This is a genomic window from Pseudomonas sp. FDAARGOS_761, assembly GCF_013343155.1.
GTDB lineage: Bacteria > Pseudomonadota > Gammaproteobacteria > Pseudomonadales > Pseudomonadaceae > Pseudomonas > Pseudomonas aeruginosa.
In genome coordinates, this window is sequence record NZ_CP054572.1 from 5,159,315 (window position 1) to 5,182,532 (window position 23,218).

26 protein-coding genes are annotated in these 23,218 nt (G+C 67.7%); 15 read left to right on the top strand and 11 right to left on the bottom strand.

Going from position 1 to position 23,218, the window contains the following annotated elements; translation table 11 throughout:
- The first annotated feature begins 65 nt into the window (after window positions 1–65).
- Together FOC67_RS24030 and FOC67_RS24035 are read left to right on the top strand one after the other, a co-directional pair.
- Complete coding sequence (locus FOC67_RS24030) at window positions 66–389, top strand: DUF3392 domain-containing protein (protein WP_003084525.1); 324 nt, start codon at window positions 66–68, stop codon at window positions 387–389.
- A 61-nt stretch (window positions 390–450) separates the two neighbouring features.
- Window positions 451–708 (top strand): hypothetical protein, encoded by a 258-nt coding sequence (locus FOC67_RS24035; RefSeq protein ID WP_003084524.1) that lies wholly within the window; start codon window positions 451–453, stop codon window positions 706–708.
- Between the two features lie 12 nt (window positions 709–720).
- Here the strand turns inward: FOC67_RS24035 and FOC67_RS24040 are convergent, their stop codons facing one another.
- The 5 genes from FOC67_RS24040 to FOC67_RS24060 form a co-directional block, all read right to left on the bottom strand.
- Window positions 721–2,067 carry a DUF1329 domain-containing protein gene (locus FOC67_RS24040; protein ID WP_003084522.1) on the bottom strand — a complete coding sequence of 449 codons (1,347 nt, stop codon included), beginning with the start codon at window positions 2,065–2,067 and terminating at the stop codon, window positions 721–723.
- 162 nt (window positions 2,068–2,229) lie between these two features.
- On the bottom strand, window positions 2,230–2,901 hold the full coding sequence (gene trmB / locus FOC67_RS24045) for a tRNA (guanosine(46)-N7)-methyltransferase TrmB (protein ID WP_003128948.1): 672 nt from the start codon (window positions 2,899–2,901) through the stop codon (window positions 2,230–2,232).
- Between the two features lie 153 nt (window positions 2,902–3,054).
- Window positions 3,055–3,852: a thiazole synthase gene (locus FOC67_RS24050; RefSeq protein ID WP_009315056.1), complete on the bottom strand. Its 798-nt coding sequence runs from the start codon at window positions 3,850–3,852 to the stop codon at window positions 3,055–3,057.
- A 58-nt stretch (window positions 3,853–3,910) separates the two neighbouring features.
- Window positions 3,911–4,111, bottom strand: a complete 201-nt coding sequence (gene thiS / locus FOC67_RS24055; protein WP_003084514.1) for a sulfur carrier protein ThiS — start codon at window positions 4,109–4,111, stop codon at window positions 3,911–3,913.
- Between the two features lie 102 nt (window positions 4,112–4,213).
- Window positions 4,214–4,591: a DUF423 domain-containing protein gene (locus FOC67_RS24060; protein WP_003084513.1), complete on the bottom strand. Its 378-nt coding sequence runs from the start codon at window positions 4,589–4,591 to the stop codon at window positions 4,214–4,216.
- A gap of 36 nt (window positions 4,592–4,627) precedes the next feature.
- Here FOC67_RS24060 and mtgA point away from each other — a divergent pair, with 36 nt between their 5' ends.
- Window positions 4,628–5,359, top strand: coding sequence for a monofunctional biosynthetic peptidoglycan transglycosylase (mtgA, locus tag FOC67_RS24065; RefSeq protein WP_009315055.1), 732 nt, complete (start codon window positions 4,628–4,630; stop codon window positions 5,357–5,359).
- A gap of 4 nt (window positions 5,360–5,363) precedes the next feature.
- Here the strand turns inward: mtgA and FOC67_RS24070 are convergent, their stop codons facing one another.
- From FOC67_RS24070 to ftsY, 5 genes are all read right to left on the bottom strand, one after another.
- Entirely contained in the window at window positions 5,364–5,969 is a 606-nt protein-coding gene (locus FOC67_RS24070) for a hypothetical protein (RefSeq protein ID WP_003084511.1), read from the bottom strand.
- Between the two features lie 64 nt (window positions 5,970–6,033).
- Complete coding sequence (rpoH, locus tag FOC67_RS24075) at window positions 6,034–6,888, bottom strand: RNA polymerase sigma factor RpoH (protein WP_009315054.1); 855 nt, start codon at window positions 6,886–6,888, stop codon at window positions 6,034–6,036.
- A 113-nt stretch (window positions 6,889–7,001) separates the two neighbouring features.
- Window positions 7,002–8,009: a permease-like cell division protein FtsX gene (ftsX, locus tag FOC67_RS24080; protein ID WP_003084508.1), complete on the bottom strand. Its 1,008-nt coding sequence runs from the start codon at window positions 8,007–8,009 to the stop codon at window positions 7,002–7,004.
- On the bottom strand, window positions 8,009–8,680 hold the full coding sequence (gene ftsE, locus FOC67_RS24085) for a cell division ATP-binding protein FtsE (protein WP_003084505.1): 672 nt from the start codon (window positions 8,678–8,680) through the stop codon (window positions 8,009–8,011). Before ftsE ends, ftsX begins: the two co-directional genes overlap by 1 nt.
- Window positions 8,677–10,032, bottom strand: a complete 1,356-nt coding sequence (gene ftsY, locus FOC67_RS24090; RefSeq protein ID WP_009315053.1) for a signal recognition particle-docking protein FtsY — start codon at window positions 10,030–10,032, stop codon at window positions 8,677–8,679. The genes ftsE and ftsY overlap by 4 nt, the downstream gene beginning before the upstream one ends.
- 120 nt (window positions 10,033–10,152) lie before the next feature.
- Between ftsY and FOC67_RS24095 the strand changes: the two genes are divergently transcribed.
- The 6 genes from FOC67_RS24095 (at window position 10,153) to FOC67_RS24120 (ending at window position 15,703) form a co-directional block, all read left to right on the top strand.
- Entirely contained in the window at window positions 10,153–11,550 is a 1,398-nt protein-coding gene (locus FOC67_RS24095) for a pitrilysin family protein (RefSeq protein ID WP_003084498.1), read from the top strand.
- On the top strand, window positions 11,543–13,030 hold the full coding sequence (locus FOC67_RS24100; RefSeq protein ID WP_003084496.1) for a pitrilysin family protein: 1,488 nt from the start codon (window positions 11,543–11,545) through the stop codon (window positions 13,028–13,030). The genes FOC67_RS24095 and FOC67_RS24100 overlap by 8 nt, the downstream gene beginning before the upstream one ends.
- Window positions 13,030–13,626 (top strand): 16S rRNA (guanine(966)-N(2))-methyltransferase RsmD, encoded by a 597-nt coding sequence (gene rsmD, locus FOC67_RS24105; RefSeq protein ID WP_009315052.1) that lies wholly within the window; start codon window positions 13,030–13,032, stop codon window positions 13,624–13,626. Before FOC67_RS24100 ends, rsmD begins: the two co-directional genes overlap by 1 nt.
- A gap of 2 nt (window positions 13,627–13,628) precedes the next feature.
- Complete coding sequence (locus FOC67_RS24110; protein WP_003084491.1) at window positions 13,629–14,195, top strand: hypothetical protein; 567 nt, start codon at window positions 13,629–13,631, stop codon at window positions 14,193–14,195.
- A 36-nt stretch (window positions 14,196–14,231) separates the two neighbouring features.
- Window positions 14,232–15,230 (top strand): hydrolase, encoded by a 999-nt coding sequence (locus FOC67_RS24115; RefSeq protein WP_003084490.1) that lies wholly within the window; start codon window positions 14,232–14,234, stop codon window positions 15,228–15,230.
- Between the two features lie 62 nt (window positions 15,231–15,292).
- Window positions 15,293–15,703, top strand: coding sequence for a GNAT family N-acetyltransferase (locus tag FOC67_RS24120; protein ID WP_003084489.1), 411 nt, complete (start codon window positions 15,293–15,295; stop codon window positions 15,701–15,703).
- Here FOC67_RS24120 and FOC67_RS24125 read toward each other — a convergent pair.
- Window positions 15,688–16,335, bottom strand: coding sequence for a TetR/AcrR family transcriptional regulator (locus FOC67_RS24125; protein WP_003084488.1), 648 nt, complete (start codon window positions 16,333–16,335; stop codon window positions 15,688–15,690). The two genes, FOC67_RS24120 and FOC67_RS24125, sit on opposite strands and share 16 nt — an antisense overlap.
- Before the next feature lie 288 nt (window positions 16,336–16,623).
- Between FOC67_RS24125 and FOC67_RS24130 the strand changes: the two genes are divergently transcribed.
- The 6 genes from FOC67_RS24130 to ggt all read left to right on the top strand — a co-directional run bounded on the left by FOC67_RS24130 (window position 16,624) and on the right by ggt (window position 23,169).
- The gene (locus FOC67_RS24130; protein ID WP_003102868.1) at window positions 16,624–18,054 is read left to right on the top strand and encodes a coniferyl aldehyde dehydrogenase; all 1,431 of its coding nucleotides are present in this window, start codon (window positions 16,624–16,626) and stop codon (window positions 18,052–18,054) included.
- A gap of 54 nt (window positions 18,055–18,108) precedes the next feature.
- A complete protein-coding gene (locus FOC67_RS24135) occupies window positions 18,109–18,657 on the top strand; it encodes a hypothetical protein (protein ID WP_003084486.1) in 549 nt (182 codons plus the stop codon).
- Between the two features lie 55 nt (window positions 18,658–18,712).
- Entirely contained in the window at window positions 18,713–20,308 is a 1,596-nt protein-coding gene (locus FOC67_RS24140; protein WP_003128925.1) for a GMC family oxidoreductase, read from the top strand.
- A gap of 148 nt (window positions 20,309–20,456) precedes the next feature.
- Window positions 20,457–20,936, top strand: coding sequence for a pantetheine-phosphate adenylyltransferase (gene coaD, locus FOC67_RS24145; RefSeq protein ID WP_003084466.1), 480 nt, complete (start codon window positions 20,457–20,459; stop codon window positions 20,934–20,936).
- Window positions 20,937–21,056: 120 nt separating this feature from the next.
- The gene (locus FOC67_RS24150; RefSeq protein ID WP_003084462.1) at window positions 21,057–21,308 is read left to right on the top strand and encodes a YfhL family 4Fe-4S dicluster ferredoxin; all 252 of its coding nucleotides are present in this window, start codon (window positions 21,057–21,059) and stop codon (window positions 21,306–21,308) included.
- A 127-nt stretch (window positions 21,309–21,435) separates the two neighbouring features.
- On the top strand, window positions 21,436–23,169 hold the full coding sequence (ggt, locus tag FOC67_RS24155; protein ID WP_009315051.1) for a gamma-glutamyltransferase: 1,734 nt from the start codon (window positions 21,436–21,438) through the stop codon (window positions 23,167–23,169).
- Window positions 23,170–23,218: the final 49 nt, after the last annotated feature.

Sequence of the window (23,218 nt, forward strand, 5' to 3'; positions counted from 1 at the left end):
CATCCGTGCCGGCAGGCAGGTAAACTCCGCCGACCGACACGCCGATTCGTTACAAGGAACCCTCGATGGATTACGCGCTGGACCTGATCGCCACCCTGTCGCGCTGGAGCCGCAGCCACCTGTCGGACATTTCCCTGGCCATCATGGCCACCCTGCTGGTGCTGTTCGGCCCGGCGATCAACGCCTGGGTACAGCAGCGCATCGGCAGCCTCAACTTCGTCTTCCGCACCCTGCTGTTCGTGTTGATCTGCGCGGTCGGCTACGGCCTGGCGATGGTCTTCGTCACCCCCTGGCTGGCCAAGGGCCTCGGCTACTTCAACAACTACACCCTGGCGCCCGTGCTCCTGCTAGTGTTCTTCGTGATCGGCATGATCGCCGATCGCAGCTGAGCCCCCGGTCTCCCGGCGGCCAGCGCCGTCCCCAAGAGCGTCATGGCCTCCGGGAGCCCGCATGAAACCGATCAAGCACCTCTATCTGCATTTCACCGACGGCCAGCGCCTGTCGCTGCGCTTCCCGCGCCAGCAGGACGACCCGGCCGAGGTCGCCCGCAGCATCCGCCAGCAACTGGACACGCCCTATCTCAGCGTCGAGGTCGACGGCGACCTGCTGCTGATCCCGCGGGACAGCATCAAGTACCTGCAGATCAGCCCGGCGCCAGCGCGCCTGGACGACGACGGCACGCTGCGCGGCGCCGAGCTGATCGTCTGAGGGCCGTCCGCCTCAGTTACCCTCCCGGCGCAGCGCCTGCGGGGTGAAGTCGCGCGGCCCGACCTGCACGCCGAAGTCGTACATCGGCTCGTTGTTGTCCAGCCCATCGACGAAGTAGCGGCCGCCCTTGAAGTCGTAGATCGCTTCCAGGGTGCTGGAGACCAGCGGCACATCGTAGTAGTTGATCGGATGGACCTCCTGGGCCCGGGTCAGCACGCCATCCTTGTCGTAGATGTCGGCGGCGAGGATCTGCCAGCTGTCTTCGTCGAGGTAGAAGCGGCGCTTGGCGTAGGGATGGCTGAAGCCCTTGCGCAGGGTCGCCTCGACCACCCAGACGCGATGTAGCTCGTAGCGCAGCAGGTCGGGATTGATGAAGCGGCTCTTGAGGATGTCGCCATAGGCGAGGCCCTTCTGGTGCACCGCGTAGCTGTTGTAAGGCACCAGCATCTCGCGCTTGCCGAGCAACGCCCACTCGTAGTGGTCCGGTGCGCCGTTGTAGACATCCACGGTGTCCGCCGTGGCCATGCCGTTGGTATCCGGCTGCAGGCTGTCGTAGGCCAGGGTCGGCAAGCGCCGCACGCGCCGCTCGCCACGGTTGAAGCGCCAGGCCTTGCGGATCGACAGCACCTGGTCGAGGGTTTCCTGCACCACCAGCGCCGAACCGGCCAGGCGCGCCGGCGCGACCACCTTGTACTTGTAGTAGAACAACGTGTTGTCGAGGTTCTCCGGGATCATCCCCTCGCGGCCATAGACGAAGTACAGGTAGCGGTCGAGCTTGAGCAGGTTGTAGCTGCCGTTGGCCAGCACCGCCGCCTGGTTGGTCTGCAGGTGCAGTTGCTCGCCGCGGTAGCGCATGATGTGGTTCCAGATCGCTTCCTGGCCGCTCTGCGGCAGGGGGAAGGGCACACCGGCGGCAGCGCCCTGCACGCCGTTGCCGTCGGCGATCAGCTCGGCGCGGCTGGCGTTGGCGCGGGTAGCGTCGTACAGGCGCTGCGGCAGGGATGCGCTGCGGCGGGTGGGGAAGACCCGCAGGTGGTAGTCCGGGTTGGCCTGCAGCAAGGCCTGGGTGCCCGGCGTCAGCAGCGCCTGGTAGGCGGCCATGTTGCGGCTGTCGACGACCAGGCGCGGACGATCGGCGGCGAACGGGTCGAGGTGATGCATGCCGGGCCGGTAGCCGGCCGGCGCCTGGGTGATGCCGCCGGTCCAGGGCGGGATGCTGCCATCGGCGTTGCCGGCCCGCTCCGCTCCCAGCGGGGTCAGGTCCTGGTCCAGGCGTGCGGCCTGGACTTCGTCTACCTTGGCCTGCGCCGCCCAGGCGCAACCGGCCCCGAGCAACAGGATGCCCAGTTTCTTCAACACAGCAGTCTCCTTTGCAGCCGGCCGAGCCGTGCCGCTCTTATTATTGGATCCGGCCGAAGCCGGGAAACGTGCAGCTTGAAGGTGAGGTCCGCCGGGTGTTCCCGGTCTGCTTGGAGTCCCGGCGCCGGTTCGGCGCCAGGGATACGTCGCTGGTGCGGTGGATCAGTCGATGCGCTCGAACTTGAGGTCCCAGACGCCATGTCCCAGGCGCTCCCCGCGCCGTTCGAACTTGGTCACCGGACGCTCTTGCGGGCGCGGTACGAAGCGGCCGTCTTCGGCCTGGTTGCGGTAGCCCGGCGCCGCACTCATGACGTCCAGCATGTGCTCGGCATAGGGCTCCCAGTCGGTGGCCATGTGCAGCACGCCGCCGACCTTCAGCTTGCGCCGCACCAGTTCGGCGAATTCCGGCTGGACGATCCGCCGCTTGTGGTGGCGCTTCTTGTGCCAGGGATCGGGGAAGAACAGCAGCAGCCGATCGAGGCTGGCGTCGGCCACGCAGTGGCGCAGCACTTCCAGCGCGTCGCAGCTATACACCCGCACGTTGCCCAGGCCCTGGGTCAGCAGGCCGTTGAGCAGCGCGCCGACGCCCGGCTTGTGCACCTCGACGCCGATGAAGTCGATGTCAGGCGCGGCGGCGGCCATTTCCAGGGTGGAATGGCCCATGCCGAAGCCGATCTCGAAAGTCCGCGGCGCCCGGCGACCGAAGATCGCGTCGAAGTCCTGAACCTCATCGCTCAGTTCCAGGCCGAACTTCGGCCAGCCCAGGTCGAGGCCACGCTGCTGGCCTTCGGTCATGCGCCCGGCGCGCATCACGAAGCTCTTCACGGTGCGCATCGGCCGTGCTTCGTCGTGTTCCGCCAGGGAGTCCTGGGCCGGGGATTGCGGGGTATCGCTCATGGAAAAGAAAACCTTGCTAGAGACAGAAGGGCGGGCTGCCTGCCGGACGCTTCCCGCATCCGGCGGACAGCCCGCCCCAGGTAGTCGGTATCAGTCGATCAGGCCGTCCAGCGGCGACGAGGCGCTGGCATACAGCTTGCGCGGCATGCGTCCGGCCAGGTAGGCGAGACGACCGGCGACGATCGCGTGCTTCATGGCCTCGGCCATCATCACCGGTTCCTTGGCATGGGCGATGGCGGTGTTCATCAGCACCGCCTCGCAACCCAGCTCCATGGCGATCGCTGCATCGGAAGCGATGCCCACGCCGGCGTCGACCAGCACCGGGACCTTGGCTTCCTCGAGGATGATGCGCAGGTTGTAGGGGTTGCAGATGCCCAGGCCGGAGCCGATCAGGCCGGCCAGCGGCATCACCGCGATGCAGCCGATCTCGGCCAGCTGGCGGGCGATGATCGGGTCGTCGCTGGTGTACACCATCACGTCGAAGCCGTCCTTCACCAGTTGCTCGGCGGCCTTGAGGGTCTCGACGACGTTGGGGAACAGGGTCTTCTGGTCCGCGAGGACTTCCAGCTTGACCAGGTTGTGCCCGTCCAGCAGCTCACGGGCCAGGCGGCAGGTGCGCACGGCCTCGACCGCGTCATAGCAGCCGGCGGTGTTCGGCAGGATGGTATAGCGATCCGGCGGGATCACATCCAGCAGGTTCGGCTCGTCGGGATTCTGCCCGATGTTGGTGCGCCGCACCGCCACCGTGACGATCTCCGCTCCGGAGGCCTCGATGGCCCGGCGGGTCTCGTCGAGGTCCTTGTACTTGCCGGTCCCCACCAGCAGGCGCGAGCCATAGGTACGGCCGGCGATGACGAAGGGGGTATCGGTACTGGATGCTTGGCTCATCGGATGACTCCTGGATGGAAAGGCTTGCGGGGCCGATGGAAGGGTTCGGGGGCCAGGCCTAGCCGCCGCCGATGGCGTGGACGATCTCCACGCGGTCGCCATCCTTGAGCGCGGTGCTGGCGTGCTGGCTGCGCGGCACGATATCCAGGTTCAGCTCGACGGCCACGCGGCGGCCGCCAAGCTCCAGGCGGGCCAGCAGGTCCGCGACGCTCTGCGCGTCGGGCAGCTCGAAGGGCTCGCCGTTCAGTTGAATCTGCATGGCTGGACGGTCACGAAAGTGAAAGGGAGCGGCATTCTAGCCCGATCCACCCCGATGACCAAGGCGCCTTGTCGACAAGTGCGCCGCCTGAGGCAACCGGTCTCAGGCGTTGCCCAGGCGCCAGGCGGCCAGCCCCAGGCACAGCCAGCCGGCGAGGAAGGAGACGCCGCCGAACGGGGTGACGATGCCGAGCTTGCCGATGCCACTGAGGGTCAGCAGGTAGAGGCTGCCGGAGAACAGCAGGATGCCCAGCGTGAACAGGCCACCCGCCGCGCTCACCAGGCGGCCGTCCAGGCGGGTGGCGAGCAGCGCCACGCCGAACAGCGCCAGGGCGTGGATCAACTGGTAGTGCACGCCGGTCTGGAATACCGCCAGGTACTCGGCGCTGAGCTGCTTCTTCAGGCCGTGGGCGGCGAACGCCCCGAGGGCCACGCCGGTGAAACCGAAAAATGCCGCCAACAACAGGAAGGGACGAAGCATGGACAAGACTCCGGTGATAGCATCCAGCCCGCTATAATGGCCGCCCCCTTCTTCCAAGCCAAGCCGCGCATGTTGCGATTCCTGTTCCGCCGCCTGTTCAAGTACCTGCTCTGGTTCATGGCCGCCAGCGTCGTGCTGGTCGCGGTCCTGCGCTGGGTGCCGCCACCGGGGACCATGGTCATGGTCGAACGCAAGGTCGGCTCCTGGGTCGACGGCCAGCCCATCGACCTGCAGCGCGACTGGCGCTCCTGGGAGCAGTTGCCGGACAGCCTGAAGGTCGCGGTGATCGCTGGCGAGGACCAGCACTTCGCCGAGCACCACGGCTTCGACCTGCCGGCCATCCAGCAGGCCCTCGCGCACAACGAGCGCGGCGGCAGTATCCGCGGCGCCAGTACGCTCAGCCAGCAGGTGGCGAAGAACGTCTTCCTCTGGTCCGGGCGCAGTTGGCTGCGCAAGGGCCTGGAGGCCTGGTTCACCCTGCTGATCGAGACGCTCTGGACCAAGCAACGGATTCTCGAGGTCTACCTGAACAGCGCCGAATGGGGCCCGGGCGTCTTCGGCGCGCAGGCTGCGGCACGCTATCACTTCGGCCTCGACGCCGAGCGCCTGAGCCGCACCCAGGCCAGCCAGCTCGCCGCGGTGCTGCCCAGCCCGCTGAAATGGAGCGCGGCCAAGCCGGGCCCCTACGTGCGCCAGCGCGCGGCCTGGATTCGCCAGCAGATGTGGCAGTTGGGCGGCGACGACTACCTGCTGCGCCTGGAGCGCTGAAAGCTCAACGCGGCGGTTTTTCCAGGGCCTGGCGCGGCACCGCGAGCATCAGTCGCAAGTCGTCGTCCGGCAGGTGCGCGGTCAGGCCCAGTTGCGGATAGACCCAGGCCTCGCCCTGGGCCAGTTGCAGGCGCAGGCGCGGCTGGCCGAGACTGGCCAGCAGCCGCTCGGCACCGACCCTGCCTTCGGGAATCATGCTCAGCGCCACGATCGGCTTGTCGCCCAACTGTCCTTCCAATCCGGCGCTCAATGGCTGCGGCGCGCTGCCAGGCTGCAACGCGGATGCCCGCTGCAGGCTCAGTTGCTCCTCGGCGCTCAGACCCAGCTCGCCTTCCACCTGCCAGGGGCCGCCGTCGCCCAGCAGGCGGCCACGGAAGGCCAGGCGCACGCCATCCAGGCGCGGGTCCACCCACAGCTCGCCATCCACCGCGTCGTGCAGCTGGCGCAGGGTCAGGGCGTTGTCCGCCAACGGCGCCAGCACCTGCTCCTGCCAGTCGGCCAGCCACGGCAACGGCCGCGCCGGTTCCGGCGTACGGACCAGCCAGGCGCCGACGACGAAGGTCAGGACCGCCAGCGACAGGTAGAACAGCCAGCGGGTATTGCGCGGCATGGGATTCCTCCGGGCAGAAAAAAACCGCACCCTTGCGGGGTGCGGTTTTCGCGAGGCGCGGCGATCAGGCGAGAATCCGCCCTTTCAGCTTGCTCATGGCGTTCTTTTCCAGCTGCCGGATACGCTCGGCGGAGACGTTGTACTTTTCCGCCAGGTCGTGCAGCGTGGCCTTCTCCTCGGACAGCCAGCGCTGCTGGAGAATGTCGCGGCTGCGCTCGTCGAGGCCTTCCAGCGCCTCGTGCAGGTTGGCGCTGGAGCTGTCGCTCCAGTCGGCCTCTTCCAACTGGCGCGCCGGGTCGTAGCGGTGGTCTTCGAGGTAATGCGCCGGCGACTGGTAGGCGCTCTCATCGTCTGCGTCGGCGGCCGGGTCGAACGCCATGTCCTGGCCGGTCAGGCGGCTTTCCATCTCGCGCACTTCGCGGGGCTCGACCCCCAGGCTCTCGGCGACGCGATGGACTTCCTCGTTGTTCAACCAGGCCAGGCGCTTCTTCTGGCTGCGCAGGTTGAAGAACAGCTTGCGCTGCGCCTTGGTGGTGGCGACCTTGACGATCCGCCAGTTGCGCAGGATGAACTCGTGGATCTCCGCCTTGATCCAGTGCACGGCGAAGGACACCAGGCGAACGCCCATTTCCGGGTTGAAACGCTTCACGGCCTTCATCAGGCCGACGTTGCCTTCCTGGATCAGGTCGGCCTGGGCCAGGCCGTACCCCGAATAACTCTTGGCGATATGAACAACGAAGCGCAGGTGCGCCAACACCATCTGCCGCGCCGCTTCCAGGTCTTGCTGATAGAAGAGGCGTTCGGCCAGTTCACGCTCCTGTTCCGGCGACAACAGCGGAATGCTGTTCACCGAGTGCACGTAGGCTTCCAGGTTTGCGCCTGGAACCAAGGCATGTACAGGTTGCAAAGAAGTGGTCATGCGAATCCTCCGATTCACGAAACTCGCGCAGTGTAGCACTCGGATATCTGACTGCAAGCGGGTGTATAAGTTCCTTTACAGCGACCCGCTGACCGGTCGTGATTCCCCTGTCCTCAGCGCGGCGCCAGCTCGCGCAGGTGGCGGGCCACGGCCAGCCAGGCGCCGACCCAGCCAAGCAGCACCGCGCCGACGGTGAGCGACAGGCCGTCGTCCAGCGGCACGCCCTGCAGGCCGAAGTCGCTGCCGTACAGCCCTGAAAGGTTGACCACCGAACCGTTCAGCCAGTTCAGCGAATAGGCCAGCAGCGCCCAGGACAGGATGCCCGCGCCCAGGCCGTACAACGCGCCCATGTACAGGAATGGCCGGCGCACGTAACCGTCCGTCCCGCCGACCAGCTTGATCACCTCGATTTCGTTACGGCGATTTTCGATGTGCAGGCGGATGGTGTTGCCCACCACCAGCAAGAGGGTCAGCACCAGCAGGATGGTCAGGCCGAAGACGAAGCGTTCGCCGAGCTTGAGGATCGCGCTCAGGCGCTCGACCCATACCAGGTCGAGCTGCGCCTGCTGCACATGAGGCAGCTCCGCGAGCTGCTGGCGCAGCGCTTCCAGGCCGGCCCGGTCGATCTGCTTGGGCGTGACCGAGATCACTGGCGGCAGCGGGTTCTCCGGCAGCTCCTTGAGCGCTTCGCCCAGGCCGGACTGTTCCTGCAATTCGCTGAGCGCCTGCTCGCGGCTGATCAGTTGGGCCTCGATCACGTCCGGCAGGCGTTCGATCTGCTCGCGCAGGTCCTGGCCCTGGTTTTCGCTGGTCTTCAGGTCGAGGAACAGGGAGATCTGCGCGGCGCGCTGCCAGGAGCCGCCGAGCCGTTCGACATTGTTCAGCAGCAGCGAGAGGCCCATCGGCAGGCTCAGGGTGATACCCATCACCAGGCAGGTGAAGAAGCTGCCGAACGGGTGGCCGAACAACCGGCGCAGGCTGTCCACCAGGCTGGCGCGATGGCTTTCCAGGTAGGCGCTGAACGAGCCGCTCCAGTCGGTCTGTTCCTGGCTCGGTTTCTCGCGGGTCTTGCGTTCCGGTGCGCCCTCTTCGGGGCCACGGGGAAGATCGTTGGCGCTCATCAGGCCTCGTCCTCACGGTCAGCGATGATCCGGCCACGCTGCAGGGTCAGCATGCGATGGCGCATACGGGCGATCAGGGCCAGGTCGTGGCTGGCGATCAGTACGGTGGTGCCCAGGCGATTGATATCCTCGAACACGCCCATGATTTCCGACGCGAGTCGCGGGTCGAGGTTGCCGGTGGGTTCGTCCGCCAGCAGCAGGGCCGGCTGGTGGACGATGGCGCGGGCAATGCCGACCCGCTGCTGCTGGCCGGTGGAAAGGTCGGAAGGCAACGCCTCGCCCTTTTCCTTCAGGTTCACCCGCTCCAGGGCCGAGGCCACGCGCTTGGCGATCTCCGGCTTGGGCATGCCGAGGATCTGCAGCGGCAGGGCGATGTTGTCCGCCACCGTACGATCGGTGAGCAGTTGGTGGTTCTGGAACACCACGCCGATCTGCCGGCGCAGGAAAGGGATCTGCGCGGTAGTGATGCGCCCCAGGTCCTGGCCGCCGAGCAACAGCTTGCCGCTGGTCGGTCGCTCCATCGCCAGGATGAGGCGCAGCAGGGTGCTCTTGCCGGCGCCGGAGTGGCCGGTGACGAAGAGGATCTCGCCACGGTGCACGCGGAAGGACACCTCATGCAGGCCTACGTGGCCGTTGGGATAGCGTTTGCCGACCTGCTCGAAGCGGATCATGCGTTCTCCCGCTCTGCGAAGAGTGCCTGGACGAAGGCGTCGGCCTCGAAGGTACGGAGATCGTCGATCCCCTCGCCGACACCGATATAGCGGATCGGCAGGCCGAACTGCTTGGCCAGGGCGAAGATCACCCCGCCCTTGGCGGTGCCGTCCAGTTTGGTCAGGGCCAGGCCGGTCAGCTCCACCGCGAGGTTGAACTGCTTGGCCTGGTTGATGGCGTTCTGCCCGGTGCCGGCGTCGAGCACCAGCAGGACCTCATGGGGCGCCGTCTCGTCCAGCTTGCCGATCACCCGGCGCACCTTCTTCAGCTCCTCCATCAGGTTGTCCTTGGTATGCAGGCGTCCGGCGGTATCGGCGATCAGCACGTCGATGCCGCGGGCCTTGGCGGCCTGCACCGCGTCGAAGATCACCGAGGCGGAGTCGGCGCCGGTGTGCTGGGCGATCACCGGGATGCGGTTGCGCTCGCCCCAGACCTGCAACTGCTCCACGGCGGCGGCGCGGAAGGTGTCGCCGGCGGCCAGCATGACCTTCTTGCCCTCGAGTTGCAGCTTCTTCGCCAGCTTGCCGATGGTGGTGGTCTTGCCCACGCCGTTCACCCCGACCACCAGGATCACATAGGGCTCGCGCGCGACGTCGACCTGCAACGGCTGCTCCACCGGGCGCAGCAGGCTGGCCAGCTCTTCCTGCAGCGCCTTGTACAGCGCGCCGCTGTCGGCCAGCTCCTTGCGCGCCACGCGCTTGGTCAGGTTCTGCACGATCAGGGTGGTGGCCTCGACGCCGACGTCGGCGGTCAGCAGGCGCGTCTCGATGTCGTCGAGCAGGTCGTCGTCGATTTCCTTGCGGCCGAGGAACAGGCTGGCCATGCCTTCGCCGATGCTGGCGCTGGTCTTGGACAGTCCCTGCCGGAGGCGGGCGAAGAAGCCCGGCCTGGTCGCCGGCTCGCTGACTGCCGGAGCGGCGGCCAGCGGCGCAACGGGCTCGGGCTCGGGCTCGGGCTCGGGCTCGGGCTCGGCAGCCAGGATAGGCTCGGGTTGCGCGACGGGCGCCTCGGGCCGGGGCGAATGCTCCTCGGCCGACGCTGGCTCGTCACCGGCGAGCGGCGCTTCGGCAACCGGCGCCGGCGGCTCGGCCGGCTCGGCAGCGGAGGGCTGCTGCCGACCTGGCTGTTCTGTCAGGGATTGCGCCACGCCATCGGCAGGCGCGCGCTGCTCGGCGGCCGCTGTCTCGGAGACCGGCTCGACAGGCTGATCGGCAGGCTGCTCGCCGGCTTGCGGCTTTTTCCGCCACCAGCCGAACAGACCTTTCTTTTCCCCGCCCTGCGGGGCCTTCTTGTCGTCGTTGGAACCAAACATGAATGCTTGTATCTCAAGGGAGCGGCACGGGACGTGGCCGCCCGGAAAACGGATGGGTATCCTAGCATCTCCTCGCCCGACGGGGCTAAGGGTCCTGCCCCGCAGTGACCTGAGACCCCGGTGGCGGCACGAAAGGTCCAGATCACCATGAAAACCCCAGCTCGCCGCCGCGTCGGCCTGCTCCTAGCCAGCCTTTGTCTCCCGCTTTTCGCCCAGGCGGCGGAAACCCAGCCCACCCACGAGTTCAGCCTCGACAACGGCCTGAAGGTCATAGTGCGTGAAGACCACCGCGCCCCGGTGGTGGTTTCCCAGCTCTGGTACAGGATCGGCTCCAGCTACGAGACACCCGGGCTCACCGGCCTGTCCCACGCCCTCGAACACATGATGTTCAAGGGCAGCCGCAAGCTCGGCCCGGGCGAAGCCTCGCGGGTGCTGCGCGACCTGGGTGCGGAAGAGAACGCCTTCACCACCGACGACTACACCGCCTATTACCAGGTCCTGGCCCGCGACCGCCTGCCGGTAGCGCTGGAGATGGAAGCCGACCGCATGGCCCACCTGAGCCTGCCGGCCGACCAGTTCAAGAGCGAGATCGAGGTGATCAAGGAGGAGCGCCGCCTGCGCACCGACGACAATCCCAACGCCCTCGCCTTCGAGCGCTTCAAGGCCGCCGCCTACCCGGCCAGCGGCTACCACACCCCGACCATCGGCTGGATGGCCGACCTGCAGCGCATGACCATCGACGACCTGCGCCACTGGTACGAATCCTGGTACGCGCCGAACAACGCCACCCTGGTAGTGGTCGGCGACGTCACCGCCGACGAGGTCAAGACCCTCGCCAAGCGCTACTTCGGCGAGATCCCCTGGCGCCAGCTGCCGCCGGCGCGCAAGCCGCTGGAACTGGCCGAGCCCGGCGAGCGCCGGCTCAAGCTGTACGTACGCACCCAGCTGCCGAACCTGATCATGGGCTTCAATGTGCCCAGCCTGGGCAGCAGCGAGAATCCTCGCGAAGTCAACGCCCTGCGCCTGATCGGCGCGCTGCTCGATGGCGGCTACAGCGCCCGCCTGGCCTCGCGCCTGGAGCGCGGCGAGGAGCTGGTCGCCGGCGCCTCCACCTACTATGACGCGTTCAACCGCGGCGACAGCCTGTTCGTCCTCTCGGCCACGCCGAACGTGCAGAAGGGCAAGACCCTCGAGCAGGTCGAGGCCGGTCTGTGGAAGCAGCTCGATGACCTCAAGCAGAACCCGCCCAGCGCCGCGGAGATCGAGCGCGTGCGCGCGCAGATGATCGCCGGGATGGTCTACGAGAAGGACTCCATCGCCGCCCAGGCCAGCAGCATCGGCCAGTTGGAAAGCGTCGGCCTGTCCTGGAAGCTGATCGACCAGGACCTGGAGGCCCTCAAGGCAGTGACTCCGGACGATATCCAGAAAGCCGCCCGCACCTATTTCACCCCGTCGCGCCTGACCCTGGCGCAAGTGCTGCCTGTGAAGGCCGAGGAAAAGGAGGCCCGTCATGAGTGAGCGCACAGGGCTGCGTTATGGCCTGCTCGGCCTGATCGTCATTGCGTTGCTGGCCGCGCTGGCCTATTTCGTCGCGCGTCCCACCCAGACCCCGGCGGCGGCCCATGCCGCGGCGGTCGAGGAAAACCAGTTGCAGTCGCTGAAGGACGTCGCCAAGCAGGCGCCGGTCCATCGCAAGCTGGACATCCAGGAATGGAAGACCGCCGAAGGCGCCAAGGTGCTGTTCGTCGAGGCCCATGAACTGCCGATGTTCGACCTGCGCCTGACCTTCGCCGCCGGCAGCAGCCAGGACGCCGGCACCCCCGGCCTGTCGATGCTGACCAACGCCATGCTCAACGAAGGCGTGCCGGGCAAGGACACCACTGCCATCGCCGCCGGCTTCGAGGACCTCGGCGCCTCGTTCAGCAACGGTTCCTACCGCGACATGGCGGTGGCCGGCCTGCGCAGCCTGTCCGACGCCGACAAGCGGACCCAGGCGCTGAAGCTGTTCGAACAGGTGATCGGCCAGCCGACCTTCCCCGAGGACGCCCTGGCACGCATCAAGAACCAGGTCCTGGCCGGTTTCGAGTACCAGAAGCAGAACCCCGGCAAGCTGGCCGGGCTGGAGCTGTTCAAGCGCCTCTATGGCGAGCATCCCTACGCGCACTCCAGCGACGGCGACGAAAAGTCCGTTCCACCGATCAGCCGCGAACAATTGCAGGCGTTCCACAAGAAAGCCTACGCCGCCGGCAACGTGGTCATCGCGCTGGTCGGCGACCTCTCGCGGCAGGAGGCCGAAGCGATCGCCGCAGAAGTCTCCAAGGCGCTGCCCCAGGGCCCGGCGCTGGCCAAGACCGCCCAGCCGGAAACGCCCAAGCCCGGCCTGACGCACATCGACTTCCCCTCCGAGCAGACCCACCTGATGCTCGCCCAGCTTGGCATCGACCGCCAGGATCCCGACTACGCGGCGCTCTACCTGGGCAACCAGATCCTCGGCGGCGGCGGCTTCGGCACCCGCCTGATGGACCAGGTGCGAGAAAGGCGCGGCCTGACCTACGGCATCTATTCCGGCTTCACCGCCATGCAGGCACGCGGTCCGTTCATGATCAACTTCCAGACCCGCGCCGAACTCAGCGAAGGTGCGCTGAAGCTGGTCCAGGACATCGTCCGCGACTACCTGGCCAACGGCCCGACCCAGAAGGAGCTGGACGACGCCAAGCGCGAACTGGCCGGCAGCTTCCCGCTGTCCACCGCGAGCAACGCCGACATCGTCGGCCAGCTCGGCGCCATCGGTTTCTACGGCCTGCCGCTGGACTACCTGGAAAGCTTCCTCAAGCAGGTCGAGGGACTCAGCGTCGAACAGGTCAGGACCGCCATGGCCAAGCACCTGGACGCCGACGCCTTCGTCATCGTCAGCGCCGGCCCGAGCGTGCCGCAGAAACCCCTGCCGCCACCCACCGCCAAGCCGGCCCAGCAACCCAGCGGCGTTCCGGAGCATTGATGAGCAAACCTACTGCGAAAGCCCCCGGCCGCCACGGCGGCCAGGGACAGCTGCGGATCATCGGTGGCGAATGGCGCAGCCGGCGTTTCGTCTTTCCCGACGGGCCCGGCCTGCGACCGACCCCGGACCGGGTCCGCGAGACCCTGTTCAACTGGCTGGCACCCTATGTCGAAGGCGCACGGGTGCTCGATCCCTTCGCCGGCAGCGGCGCGCTGTTCCTCGAGGCGTTGTCGCGCGGCGCCCGCGAAGGGCTGGCCCTGGATACCAACGGCGAAGCGGTGGCGGCCCTGCGCAACCACCTCGACGCGCTCAAGTGCGGCACCGCCCAACTGGTCCTCGGCGATGCCGTGCGCTACCTGGGAAACCAGGCTCCGAGCGCCTTCGACCTGGTGTTCCTCGACCCGCCGTTCCATCAGAACCTGCTGCAGGACGCCTGCCGCCTGCTCGAAACCCGCGGCTGGCTGAACCCCGACGCCTGGATCTATACCGAGAGCGAGAACGTCCCCTCGTCCCTCGGCCTGCCCGGAAACTGGCGGCTGCACCGGGAAAAGAAAGCCGGCAACGTACATTACGCGCTCTGGCAGCGGGGAGCCTGAGGATGAGCCCGGCTTCCGCGAGCATTCGCCAACGCCTACTGGCGCTTGGCGAGCCTTGCGCGGCGCAACCCGCCGCCGACTGGCAGGGCGATATCGCCCTGCCCGCCGAGCTGGAGCGTTTCTACCGCGAGGTCGGCCCGCTCGACTGCACCCTGGAGAGTGCCGGCAACCCATTTTTCCTGCCGTCCCTGGCCCGCCTCTGGCAGCGCCAGGCCGGCTATCGCTGGCACGGCATCAGCGGCGAGCGCCTGTCGGGCTGGCAGGACGACTGGCTGGTGGTGGCCGACCAGGGCGCCGACCCGTTCATCCTCGAGACCGGCAGCGGGCGCATACTCTTCGACCTGCATGGCGGCAGGGGCTGGGACCCGGCCCCGTGCTTCGACGACCTGTGGCAGATGGCGGCCAGCCTGGCCTGCTTCGGCGAGGTCTGGAGCGGCGCCGGCGAGGACATCCTGCTGGACGACTGCAGCGTCGCGCCCCGCTATCGGCAGCAGCTCGTCGACGAACTGCAACCGATCCTCGGTTCGCGCCAGCGGGCGGAGGACCTCGCCGACGAGTTCGGCTGGTAAGCTGGTGACCACACCACCACCGCCCATGACCTGCGCATGACCGCGTCCCCGACCTTCCAGCCCGCCTGGTGGCTGCCCAATCCGCACCTGCAGACCCTGTGGAGCCCGTTTTTCCGCCGCGGGCCGACCCTGGAACGGCAGCGCGAACGCCTGTGGCTGGCCGATGGCGACTTCATCGACCTCGACTGGGCCGGCCCGCACGATGCCGAAACCCCGCTGGTGCTGGCACTGCACGGCCTCACCGGGTCATCCTCGTCGCACTACATCCTCGGTCTGCAGCGCGCCCTGCTGGAGCGCGGCTGGGCCAGCGTGGCGCTGAACTGGCGCGGTTGCTCGGGGGAGCCGAACCGCCTGCCGCGCGGCTACCATTCCGGGGTCAGCGACGACCTCGCCGAGGTGGTCGCGCACCTGCGCGCCAGGCGCCCGCAAGCGCCGCTGTACGCGGTCGGCTATTCGCTGGGCGGCAACGTGCTGCTCAAGTACCTGGGCGAAACCGCTGGGGACTGCCCGCTGCTCGGCGGCGTCGCGGTGTCGGTGCCGTTCCGCCTGGACGAGTGCGCCGACCGCATCGGCCTGGGCTTTTCCCGGGTCTACCAGGCGCACTTCATGAAGGCCATGCTGGCCTACGTGCAGGACAAGCAGCGGCTGTTCGGCGAGCAGGGCCAGGCGGAAGGCCTGGCCGCCCTGCAACGTCTCGGTCCGCTGGAGGGCATGCGCACCTTCTGGGACTTCGACGGCCGGGTCACCGCGCCGCTGCACGGCTTCGCCGACGCCAGGGATTACTATCGGCGCGCGTCCAGCCGCTACTACCTGCCGGACATCCGCACGCCGAGCCTGATCATCCATTCCAGCGACGACCCCTTCGTGTTCGCCCGCAGCCTGCCCGATCGCAGCGAACTGGCACCCTGCACCGAGCTGGAACTGCACGCCCGCGGCGGTCACGTCGGCTTCGTCGACGGCTCTCCGCGCCAGCCCACCTACTACCTGGAACGACGCATCCCCGACTGGCTGGAGGCCCGCCTGCGGCAGCACTGAGCTGGCCGGCGTCCGGCGACGGGCGGCAGAATAGGAACAGGCTGAAGGAAAAAGGGGGGCGAATGGAACTGACGCTGCGGCACAACCCGATGCTCGACGACGCCGACTGCGAGGCGATCCTGGCGATCCACGCGGCGGTCGGCTGGGACCGGCGCATGCCGCCTGCCGAGCTACGCACGCTGTACCAGCATTCCGGCTATTCCCTGCTGGCCGAACGCGACGGCCGCCTGGTCGGCCTGCTGCGCGCCGAGGAAGAAACACCGATTCGCGTCTGGCTGGCGGAAATCGCCGTGCTGCCCGGCGCACAGCGCAGCGGCGTCGGCGCAGCCCTGCTGCGGCGCTTCGCCGAGGATCACCGCGGCGCCTACCTGTTCACCGACGCCACCCTCGGTACCGAAGCCTTCTTCCGCCGCCACGGCATCCACATCCAGCAGGTGCTGGAGAAAACCCTGCGCGATCAGAGCGGCACGTAGAGCCGCTCGGAAATCCCGTCCACCGCATCCTGGGCCTGCGCCTCGATGTGCCCGCTCTCCAGCGCCAGCACCTGGTAGATGCCGCGACGCAGTTGCGCCTCGCTGAGGTCGCCGTCGAGATCGAGGGTGGTGCAGAGGAAGCGCACCCAGGAGGTGAGGATGATCCAGGCGTTGAGGGTCAGGGCCTCCAGCTGGGTCTCGTTCATCCGCAGGATGCCGGCCTCGGTGAAGCCCCGGTAGATCGCCTTGGCGTTGACCAGGCAACGCTGGGCGAAGGCGCGGTAGCGCGCCGCCAGCTCCGGGTCGCTTTCCAGCAGGTGCTCGAGGTCGCGGTGGAGGAAGCGGTAGCGCCACATCGCGGCCAGTAGCGCTTCCAGGTAGAAGGTCTTGTCGTCCACCGTCAGACCCCGCCCTTCGGGCAGGCGCAGGAAACTCTCGACGTGGCTTTCGTACTCGGCGAACAGCTCGGCGATGATCGCCTGCTTGTTCGGGTAGTGGTAGTAGAGGTTCCCAGGCGATATACCCAGGTGGGTGGCGATATGGTTGGTGGTGACGCTGCGCTCGCCCTGGGCGTTGAACAGTTCCAGGCTGGCCTGGGCGATGCGATCGCGGGTCTTGATGCGTGGTGCCATGGGGACGACGGGCTCGTTCGGGTAACAGTGCGGGGCGCGCCCCGCCGTGACAGCGTAGAAGGTACACAAAGCTGGCCGCCCGGGTCAGCCCCCGGGGTGGCGGCCGGCGACCGGCCCGCCTTTCGTTGGGTACGCAAGCGCCGGGCTGGCAGGCATGCTGTTTGACACTTTAGAGTATTTACTCTAGAAATCCAGCGACGCAGCGAAATTCATCGGACCGAACCAGGTCCGCCACAACGACAGACGCGCGGCCACGCAGCCGCCCACGCTTCGCCGAGGAGCCAGCCCATGGTCGCCGATATCGCCTACCTGCAGCAGAGCCAGCAGGAAATCAACCAGCTCGAAGCCCTCTTCGCCCGCCAGCGCGCCGCCTACCTGGCGCAGCCGATGCCCGACGCCACGCAGCGCGTGCAGTGGCTGAAGGCCCTGCGCGACCTGCTGTTCAAGGAACAGCAGGCACTGATCGAGGCCATCGACCGGGACTTCAGCGCGCGCTCCGCCGACGAGACCCTGCTCGCCGAGATCATGCCCAGCCTGCACGGCATCCACTACGCCGCCAAGCGCGTGAAGAAATGGATGAAGCCCGCGCGCCGCGCGGTCGGCCTGCAATTCCAGCCGGCCTCGGCCCAGGTGGTGTACCAGCCGCTGGGCGTGGTCGGGGTGATCGTGCCTTGGAACTATCCGCTGTTCCTCTCCATCGGCCCGCTGACCGGGGCCCTCGCCGCCGGCAACCGGGTGATGATCAAGATGAGCGAGTCGACCCCGGCCACCGGGCGCCTGCTCAAGGACCTGCTGGCGCGGATCTTCCCCGAGGACCAGGTCGCCGTGGTGCTCGGCGAGGTAGACGTCGGCGTGGCCTTTTCCAAGCTGCCGTTCGACCACCTGCTGTTCACCGGCGCCACCAGCGTCGGCAAGCACGTGATGCGCGCCGCCGCCGAGAACCTGACCCCGGTCACCCTGGAGCTGGGCGGCAAGTCGCCGGCGATCGTCTCCGACAGCGTGCCGATGAAGGACGCCGCCGAGCGGATCGCCTTCGGCAAGAGCCTCAACGCCGGGCAGACCTGCGTCGCGCCCGACTACGTGCTGGTACCGAGCCGGCGCGTCGAGGAATTCGTCAGTCAGTACAAGGAGGTGGTCCAGGGCTTCTTCCCGCGTCTTTCGGACAACCCCGACTACACCGCGATCATCAACGAGCGCCAGCTCGGCCGCCTCCGGGGCTATCTCGACGACGCCCGCGAGAAGGGCGCGACCCTCGTCCCGCTGTTCGCCGAAGGCCAGCAACGGCGCCTGCCGCAGACGCTGCTGCTGAACGTCAGCGACGACATGAAAGTGATGCAGGAGGAAATCTTCGGCCCGCTGCTGCCGGTGATCCCCTACGAGCGCCTGGAAGACGCCCTGGCCTACGTCAACCAGCGCCCGCGACCGCTGGCCCTGTACTACTTCGGCTACGACAAGGCGCAGCAGCAGCGCGTGCTGCACGAGACCCACTCAGGCGGTGTGTGTCTGAACGACACCCTGCTGCATGTCGCCCAGGACGACATCCCGTTCGGTGGCGTCGGTCCCTCCGGCATGGGCCACTACCATGGCCACGAAGGCTTCCTCACCTTCAGCAAGGCCAAGGGCGTGTTCAGCAAGCCGCGCTTCAACGCCGCGCGAATGATCTACCCGCCCTACGGCAAGTCGATCCAGAAGCTCGTCTACAAGCTGTTCGTGCGCTGAACCGGGGCGCGTGCGGCGCCCCCTCATTCCTACGCTGCAGGTGACATAACAACAATGAGCGACACCACTCTCGAAAGCGCCGGCCTGTCCCGACGCAGCCTGATGAAAGTCGGCCTGATCGGCGGCGCGTTCCTCGCCACCGCGGGCGTCACCGCCAGCCTCACCGGCTGTTCGGCGGAGAAACCGGCGAGCGGCCTGGAAAAGGTCCGCGAATCCGACCTGCCGTTCCTCCGTGCGCTGCTGCCGGTGATGCTGCTCGGCGCGGTTTCCGCCGAGCAGATGCCGAAAGCCGTGGAGGGCGCGATCCAGAGCCTCGACCACAACCTGGCGCGGCTCTCCCCGGAGATGTTCAAGCTCACCCAGCAACTCTTCGACGTGCTCGCCCTGCCGCTCACCCGTGGCCCGCTGACCGGTATCTGGGGCAGTTGGGAGAACGCCAGCGGCGACGACGTTCGGGCATTCCTTTCGCGCTGGGAAAACAGCTTCATCGGCCTGTTGCGGATGGGCCACAGTTCGCTGATGCAACTGGCGATGATGGCCTGGTACGCCCGCCCCGAGGCGTGGGCCCATTGTGGCTATCCCGGACCGCCGAAGATCGCTTGAGCCGCCCCCGGAACAATACGAAGAGCCCGAAGCCGCCTAGCCTGAGAGTGCATTCATGCCTGTACCCGATCTGTTCGCCGAGGGCCTCGCCCGCGGCTGGAAAACCTACAACGGCTCGCGCCTGGACGCCGACCTGGAGCTGGAGGCCGACGTGGTCGTGGTCGGCACCGGCGCCGGCGGCGGCACCACCGCGGAAATCCTCAGCGCCGCCGGCCTGAAGGTGCTGCTGGTGGAAGAGGGCCCGCTGAAGACCAGCAGCGATTTCAAGATGCAGGAGGCCGACGCCTACCCCGAGCTGTACCAGGAAGGCATCGGCCGGATGAGCAAGGACGGCGCCATCACCATTCTCCAGGGTCGCGCCGTGGGCGGCACCACCCTGATCAACTGGACCAGCAGCTTCCGCACCCCGGAACCGACCCTGCAGCACTGGGCCCAGGTCTACGGGGTCAAGGGCCACAGCGCGGAGGACATGGCGCCCTGGTTCGAGAAAATGGAGCAGCGCCTGCACGTGGCGCCCTGGGCGCTGCCGCCGAATGCCAACAACGACGTGATCCGCCTGGGCTGCGAGAAGCTCGGCTATCACTGGAAGGTCATCCCGCGCAACGTCCTCGGTTGCTGGAACCTCGGCTACTGCGGCATGGGCTGCCCGGTCAACGCCAAGCAGTCGATGCTGGTCACCACCATCCCGGCGACCCTCGACAAGGGCGGCGAGCTGCTCTACCTGGCGCGCGCCAACCGCCTGCTGCTGGATGGCGACAAGGTGACGGGCCTCGAATGCCTGGGCATGGATGAGCGCTGCGTGGCTCCCAACGGCCGCCGGATCAGGGTCCGGGCCAGGCACTACGTGCTCTCCGGCGGCGGCATCAACACCCCGGCGATTCTTCTCCGCTCGAAGGCGCCTGATCCGAGCCAGCGGGTCGGCAAGCGCACCTTCCTGCACACGGTGAATTTCAGCGCGGGGCTGTTCGACCGGGTGATCAACCCCTTCTACGGCGCACCGCAGTCGATCTACTCCGACCATTTCCAATGGGACGACGGTGTCACCGGACGCATGTCCTACAAACTGGAGGTGCCGCCGCTGCAACCGTCGCTGGCCTCGGTGCTGCTCGGCGGCTTCGGCAGCGACAACGCCCTGCGCATGGAACAGCTACCGCATACCAACATGATGCTCGCCCTGCTTCGCGACGGCTTCCACCCGGACAGCGCGGAGGGCTCGGTCGGCCTGCGCGGCGACGACACCCCGGTGCTCGACTACCGGATGACCGACTACACCTGGGACGGTATCCGCCGTGCCTTCCATACCATGGCGGAGATCCAGTTCGCCGCCGGCGCCCGGGAAGTGCGGCCGGTGCACAGCGACGCGCGTAGCGCGAAGAACCTGCAGGAGGCGCGCGGGATCATCGACGGCCTGCGCCTGGAGATCTACCGCACGCGCCTGGGCAGCGCCCACGTCATGGGCGGCTGCGCCATGGGCGAAGACCCGGCCGTGGCGGTGGCCGACAGCCTCGGCCGCCATCACCACCTGCGAAACCTGTCGATCCACGACGGCTCGCTGTTCCCTACCAGCATCGGCGCCAACCCGCAGCTCTCGGTCTACGGTCTTACCGCGCAACTGGCCAGCGCGCTGGCCGAACGCCTGGCCAGGGCCTGAACCGCCGCCGGGCGGGCCGCGCGCCGCGGCAGCCGGCCCGGCGCCATCAGACCTATGGGCTAAAGGCCGATGGCCCGTGCGTCTTGGCCGCACGGGCATCCCTGCGCTACCATCCGATTCCCTTACGAAACCCTGCCAGGACGTAGCGATGAACCGAGTGCTGTACCCAGGCACCTTCGATCCCATCACCAAGGGTCACGGCGATCTGATCGAACGTGCTTCACGGCTTTTCGACCATGTGATCATCGCGGTCGCCGCCAGCCCCAAGAAGAACCCCCTGTTCAGCCTGGAACAGCGGGTGGCGCTGGCCCAGGAGGTCACCAAGCACCTGCCGAACGTCGAGGTGGTGGGCTTCTCCACCCTGCTGGCGCACTTCGTCAAGGAGCAGAAGGCTAATGTCTTCCTCCGCGGCCTGCGCGCGGTTTCCGACTTCGAGTACGAGTTCCAGCTGGCCAACATGAACCGCCAGCTCGCCCCCGACGTGGAAAGCATGTTCCTCACCCCGTCGGAGAAGTATTCCTTCATTTCCTCGACGCTGGTCCGGGAAATCGCCGCTCTCGGCGGGGATATCAGCAAGTTCGTGCATCCGGCCGTGGCAGACGCCCTGGCGGAACGTTTCAAGCGCTGATCCGCATCTCTCCGCCGGCCTCCCGTCGGCGCCCCGCGTGCACTGCGGGCGCCGATGCGGCACAATTCCGCTATTCCCGTTACCGATGCCGTGGCTGTCCGTCGCGGTTGGAGTTGTTAGATGTCCCTGAAAATCACTGACGATTGCATCAATTGCGACGTCTGCGAACCCGAATGCCCGAACGGCGCGATCTCGCAAGGCGAAGAAATCTATGTGATCGATCCCAATCTCTGCACCGAGTGCGTCGGCCACTACGACGAGCCGCAGTGCCAGCAGGTCTGTCCGGTGGACTGCATTCCCCTCGACGACGCCAATGTCGAGAGCAAGGACCAGTTGATGGAGAAATACCGGAAGATCACCGGCAAGGCCTGATCCCCGCCGGCGCCTGTCCTTCAGGGACGGTTCGCGCCCCGTCCGACGCGCTTTTGGCTATCCTTGGCAATCCAGTCTGAGGCGTTCGCGGTCCCGTCCCGCGAACGCCGCTGAACAGTGAGCCGCCATGTCCTTCCTGAACCTGCCCGTCCGTACCCTGGTCGCCGCCTGCGGCCTGTCCCTGCTCAGCCTCGCGGCGCATGCCGACAGCTTTCGCGGCGACGCCCACGCACCGCAGCAGGCCGCCGTCGCCACGCCGCATCCGGCCGCGACCGTCGCCGGCCTGGAAACCCTGGCCAATGGCGGCAACGCCTTCGACGCCGCGGCGGCCATCGCCGCTGCCCTGGCGGTAGCCGAGCCTTACGGCTCGGGACTCGGCGGCGGTGGATTCTTCCTTCTGCGCCAGGCCGGCGCGCAGCCGACCTATCGCTTCCTCGACGCCCGCGAGCGCGCGCCGAAGGCCGCCTACGCCGACATGTACCGGCGCAACGGCAAGGTCGACCCCAGGCTGTCCGTCGACGGCCCGCTGGCGGCGGCGATCCCCGGCTTGCCGGCGGCGCTGGTCGAATTGAGCGGCCGCTACGGACGCAAGCCCCTGGCCGACAACCTGGTGCCGGCGATCCGCCTGGCGGTGGATGGCGTATCCGTCGACCGGGTCTACCGCGACCGCGCCGCCATGCGCCTGGAAGCGATGCGCAAGGACCCGGAAACCGCGCGGATCTTCCTCGACAAGGGCGGAATCCCCGACGAATGGAACCTGCTCCGCCAACCGCAGTTGGCACGTACCCTGGAACGCCTCGGGCGCTACGGGCGGATCGGCTTCTACGAAGGCGAGACAGCGGACAAGCTGCTCACCGGGGTCCGCGCCGGCGGCGGCATCTGGAGCGCGGCCGACCTGCGCGACTACCGGGTGATCGAACGCCGCCCGCTGGAGGTGAAGCTGGCCAACGGCCGCGAACTGATCAGCGCACCGCCGCCCTCGGCCGGCGGCGTGGCCCTGGCGCAGAGCCTGCAGATGCTGGAACAGCTGCCGTGGCAGAAGGCCGAGCCGGTACAGCGCGCCCATTACGTGCTGGAGGTCCTGCGCCGTGCCTACCGCGATCGAGGCCTGCTCGGCGACCCGGACTTCGTCGCCAACCCGCTGCCCAGCTTGCTGGCGCCGGACTACCTGAAGCGCCTTGCCGCCGGCATCGACCCGCGCCGCGCCACGCCCAGCTCGGCGCTGCCGGAGGCGCCGGCCTGGCGCGAAGGCGACCACACCACCCACTTCGCGGTGATCGATGCCCAGGGCAACGCGGTGGCCGCCACCCTCTCGGTGAACCTGCCGTTCGGCGCCGCCTTCACCGTTCCCGGTACCGGCGTGGTGCTGAACAACGAGATGGACGATTTCGCCGCCGACACCCAGGGCGCCAACAGCTACGGCCTGGCCGGCAGCCAGGCGAACGCGGTGGCGGCCGGCAAGCGCCCGCTGTCGAGCATGAGCCCGAGCTTCCTGGAAAGCCCGACCGACTTCGCCGCCTTCGGCACCCCTGGCGGCAGCCGCATCCCGAGCATGGTGCTGATCTCCATGTTGCAGTACTTCGACGGCCGCCCGGTCGGCCAATGGGTTGCCGCGCCGCGCTACCACCACCAGTACAAGCCGGACGTCGTCGAGTACGAACCGCGCGCCTTCAGCGATGCCGAGGCCGCCGAACTGCGCCGGCGCGGCTATCAGCTCAAACGCCTGGAGCGCAGCTACGGCAACCAGCAGGTGCTCTACTGGGACAAGCGCAGCGGCCGCGTCGACGCCGCCAGCGACCCGCGCGGGATCGGTTATTCGGCGTTTTCCCCGGAGATGCAGGCACAGCCCCAGGCGCACTGAACCCCAGGAGAGCGGCGAAACGAGAGACAGCGCTCAAAAACGCGGATAC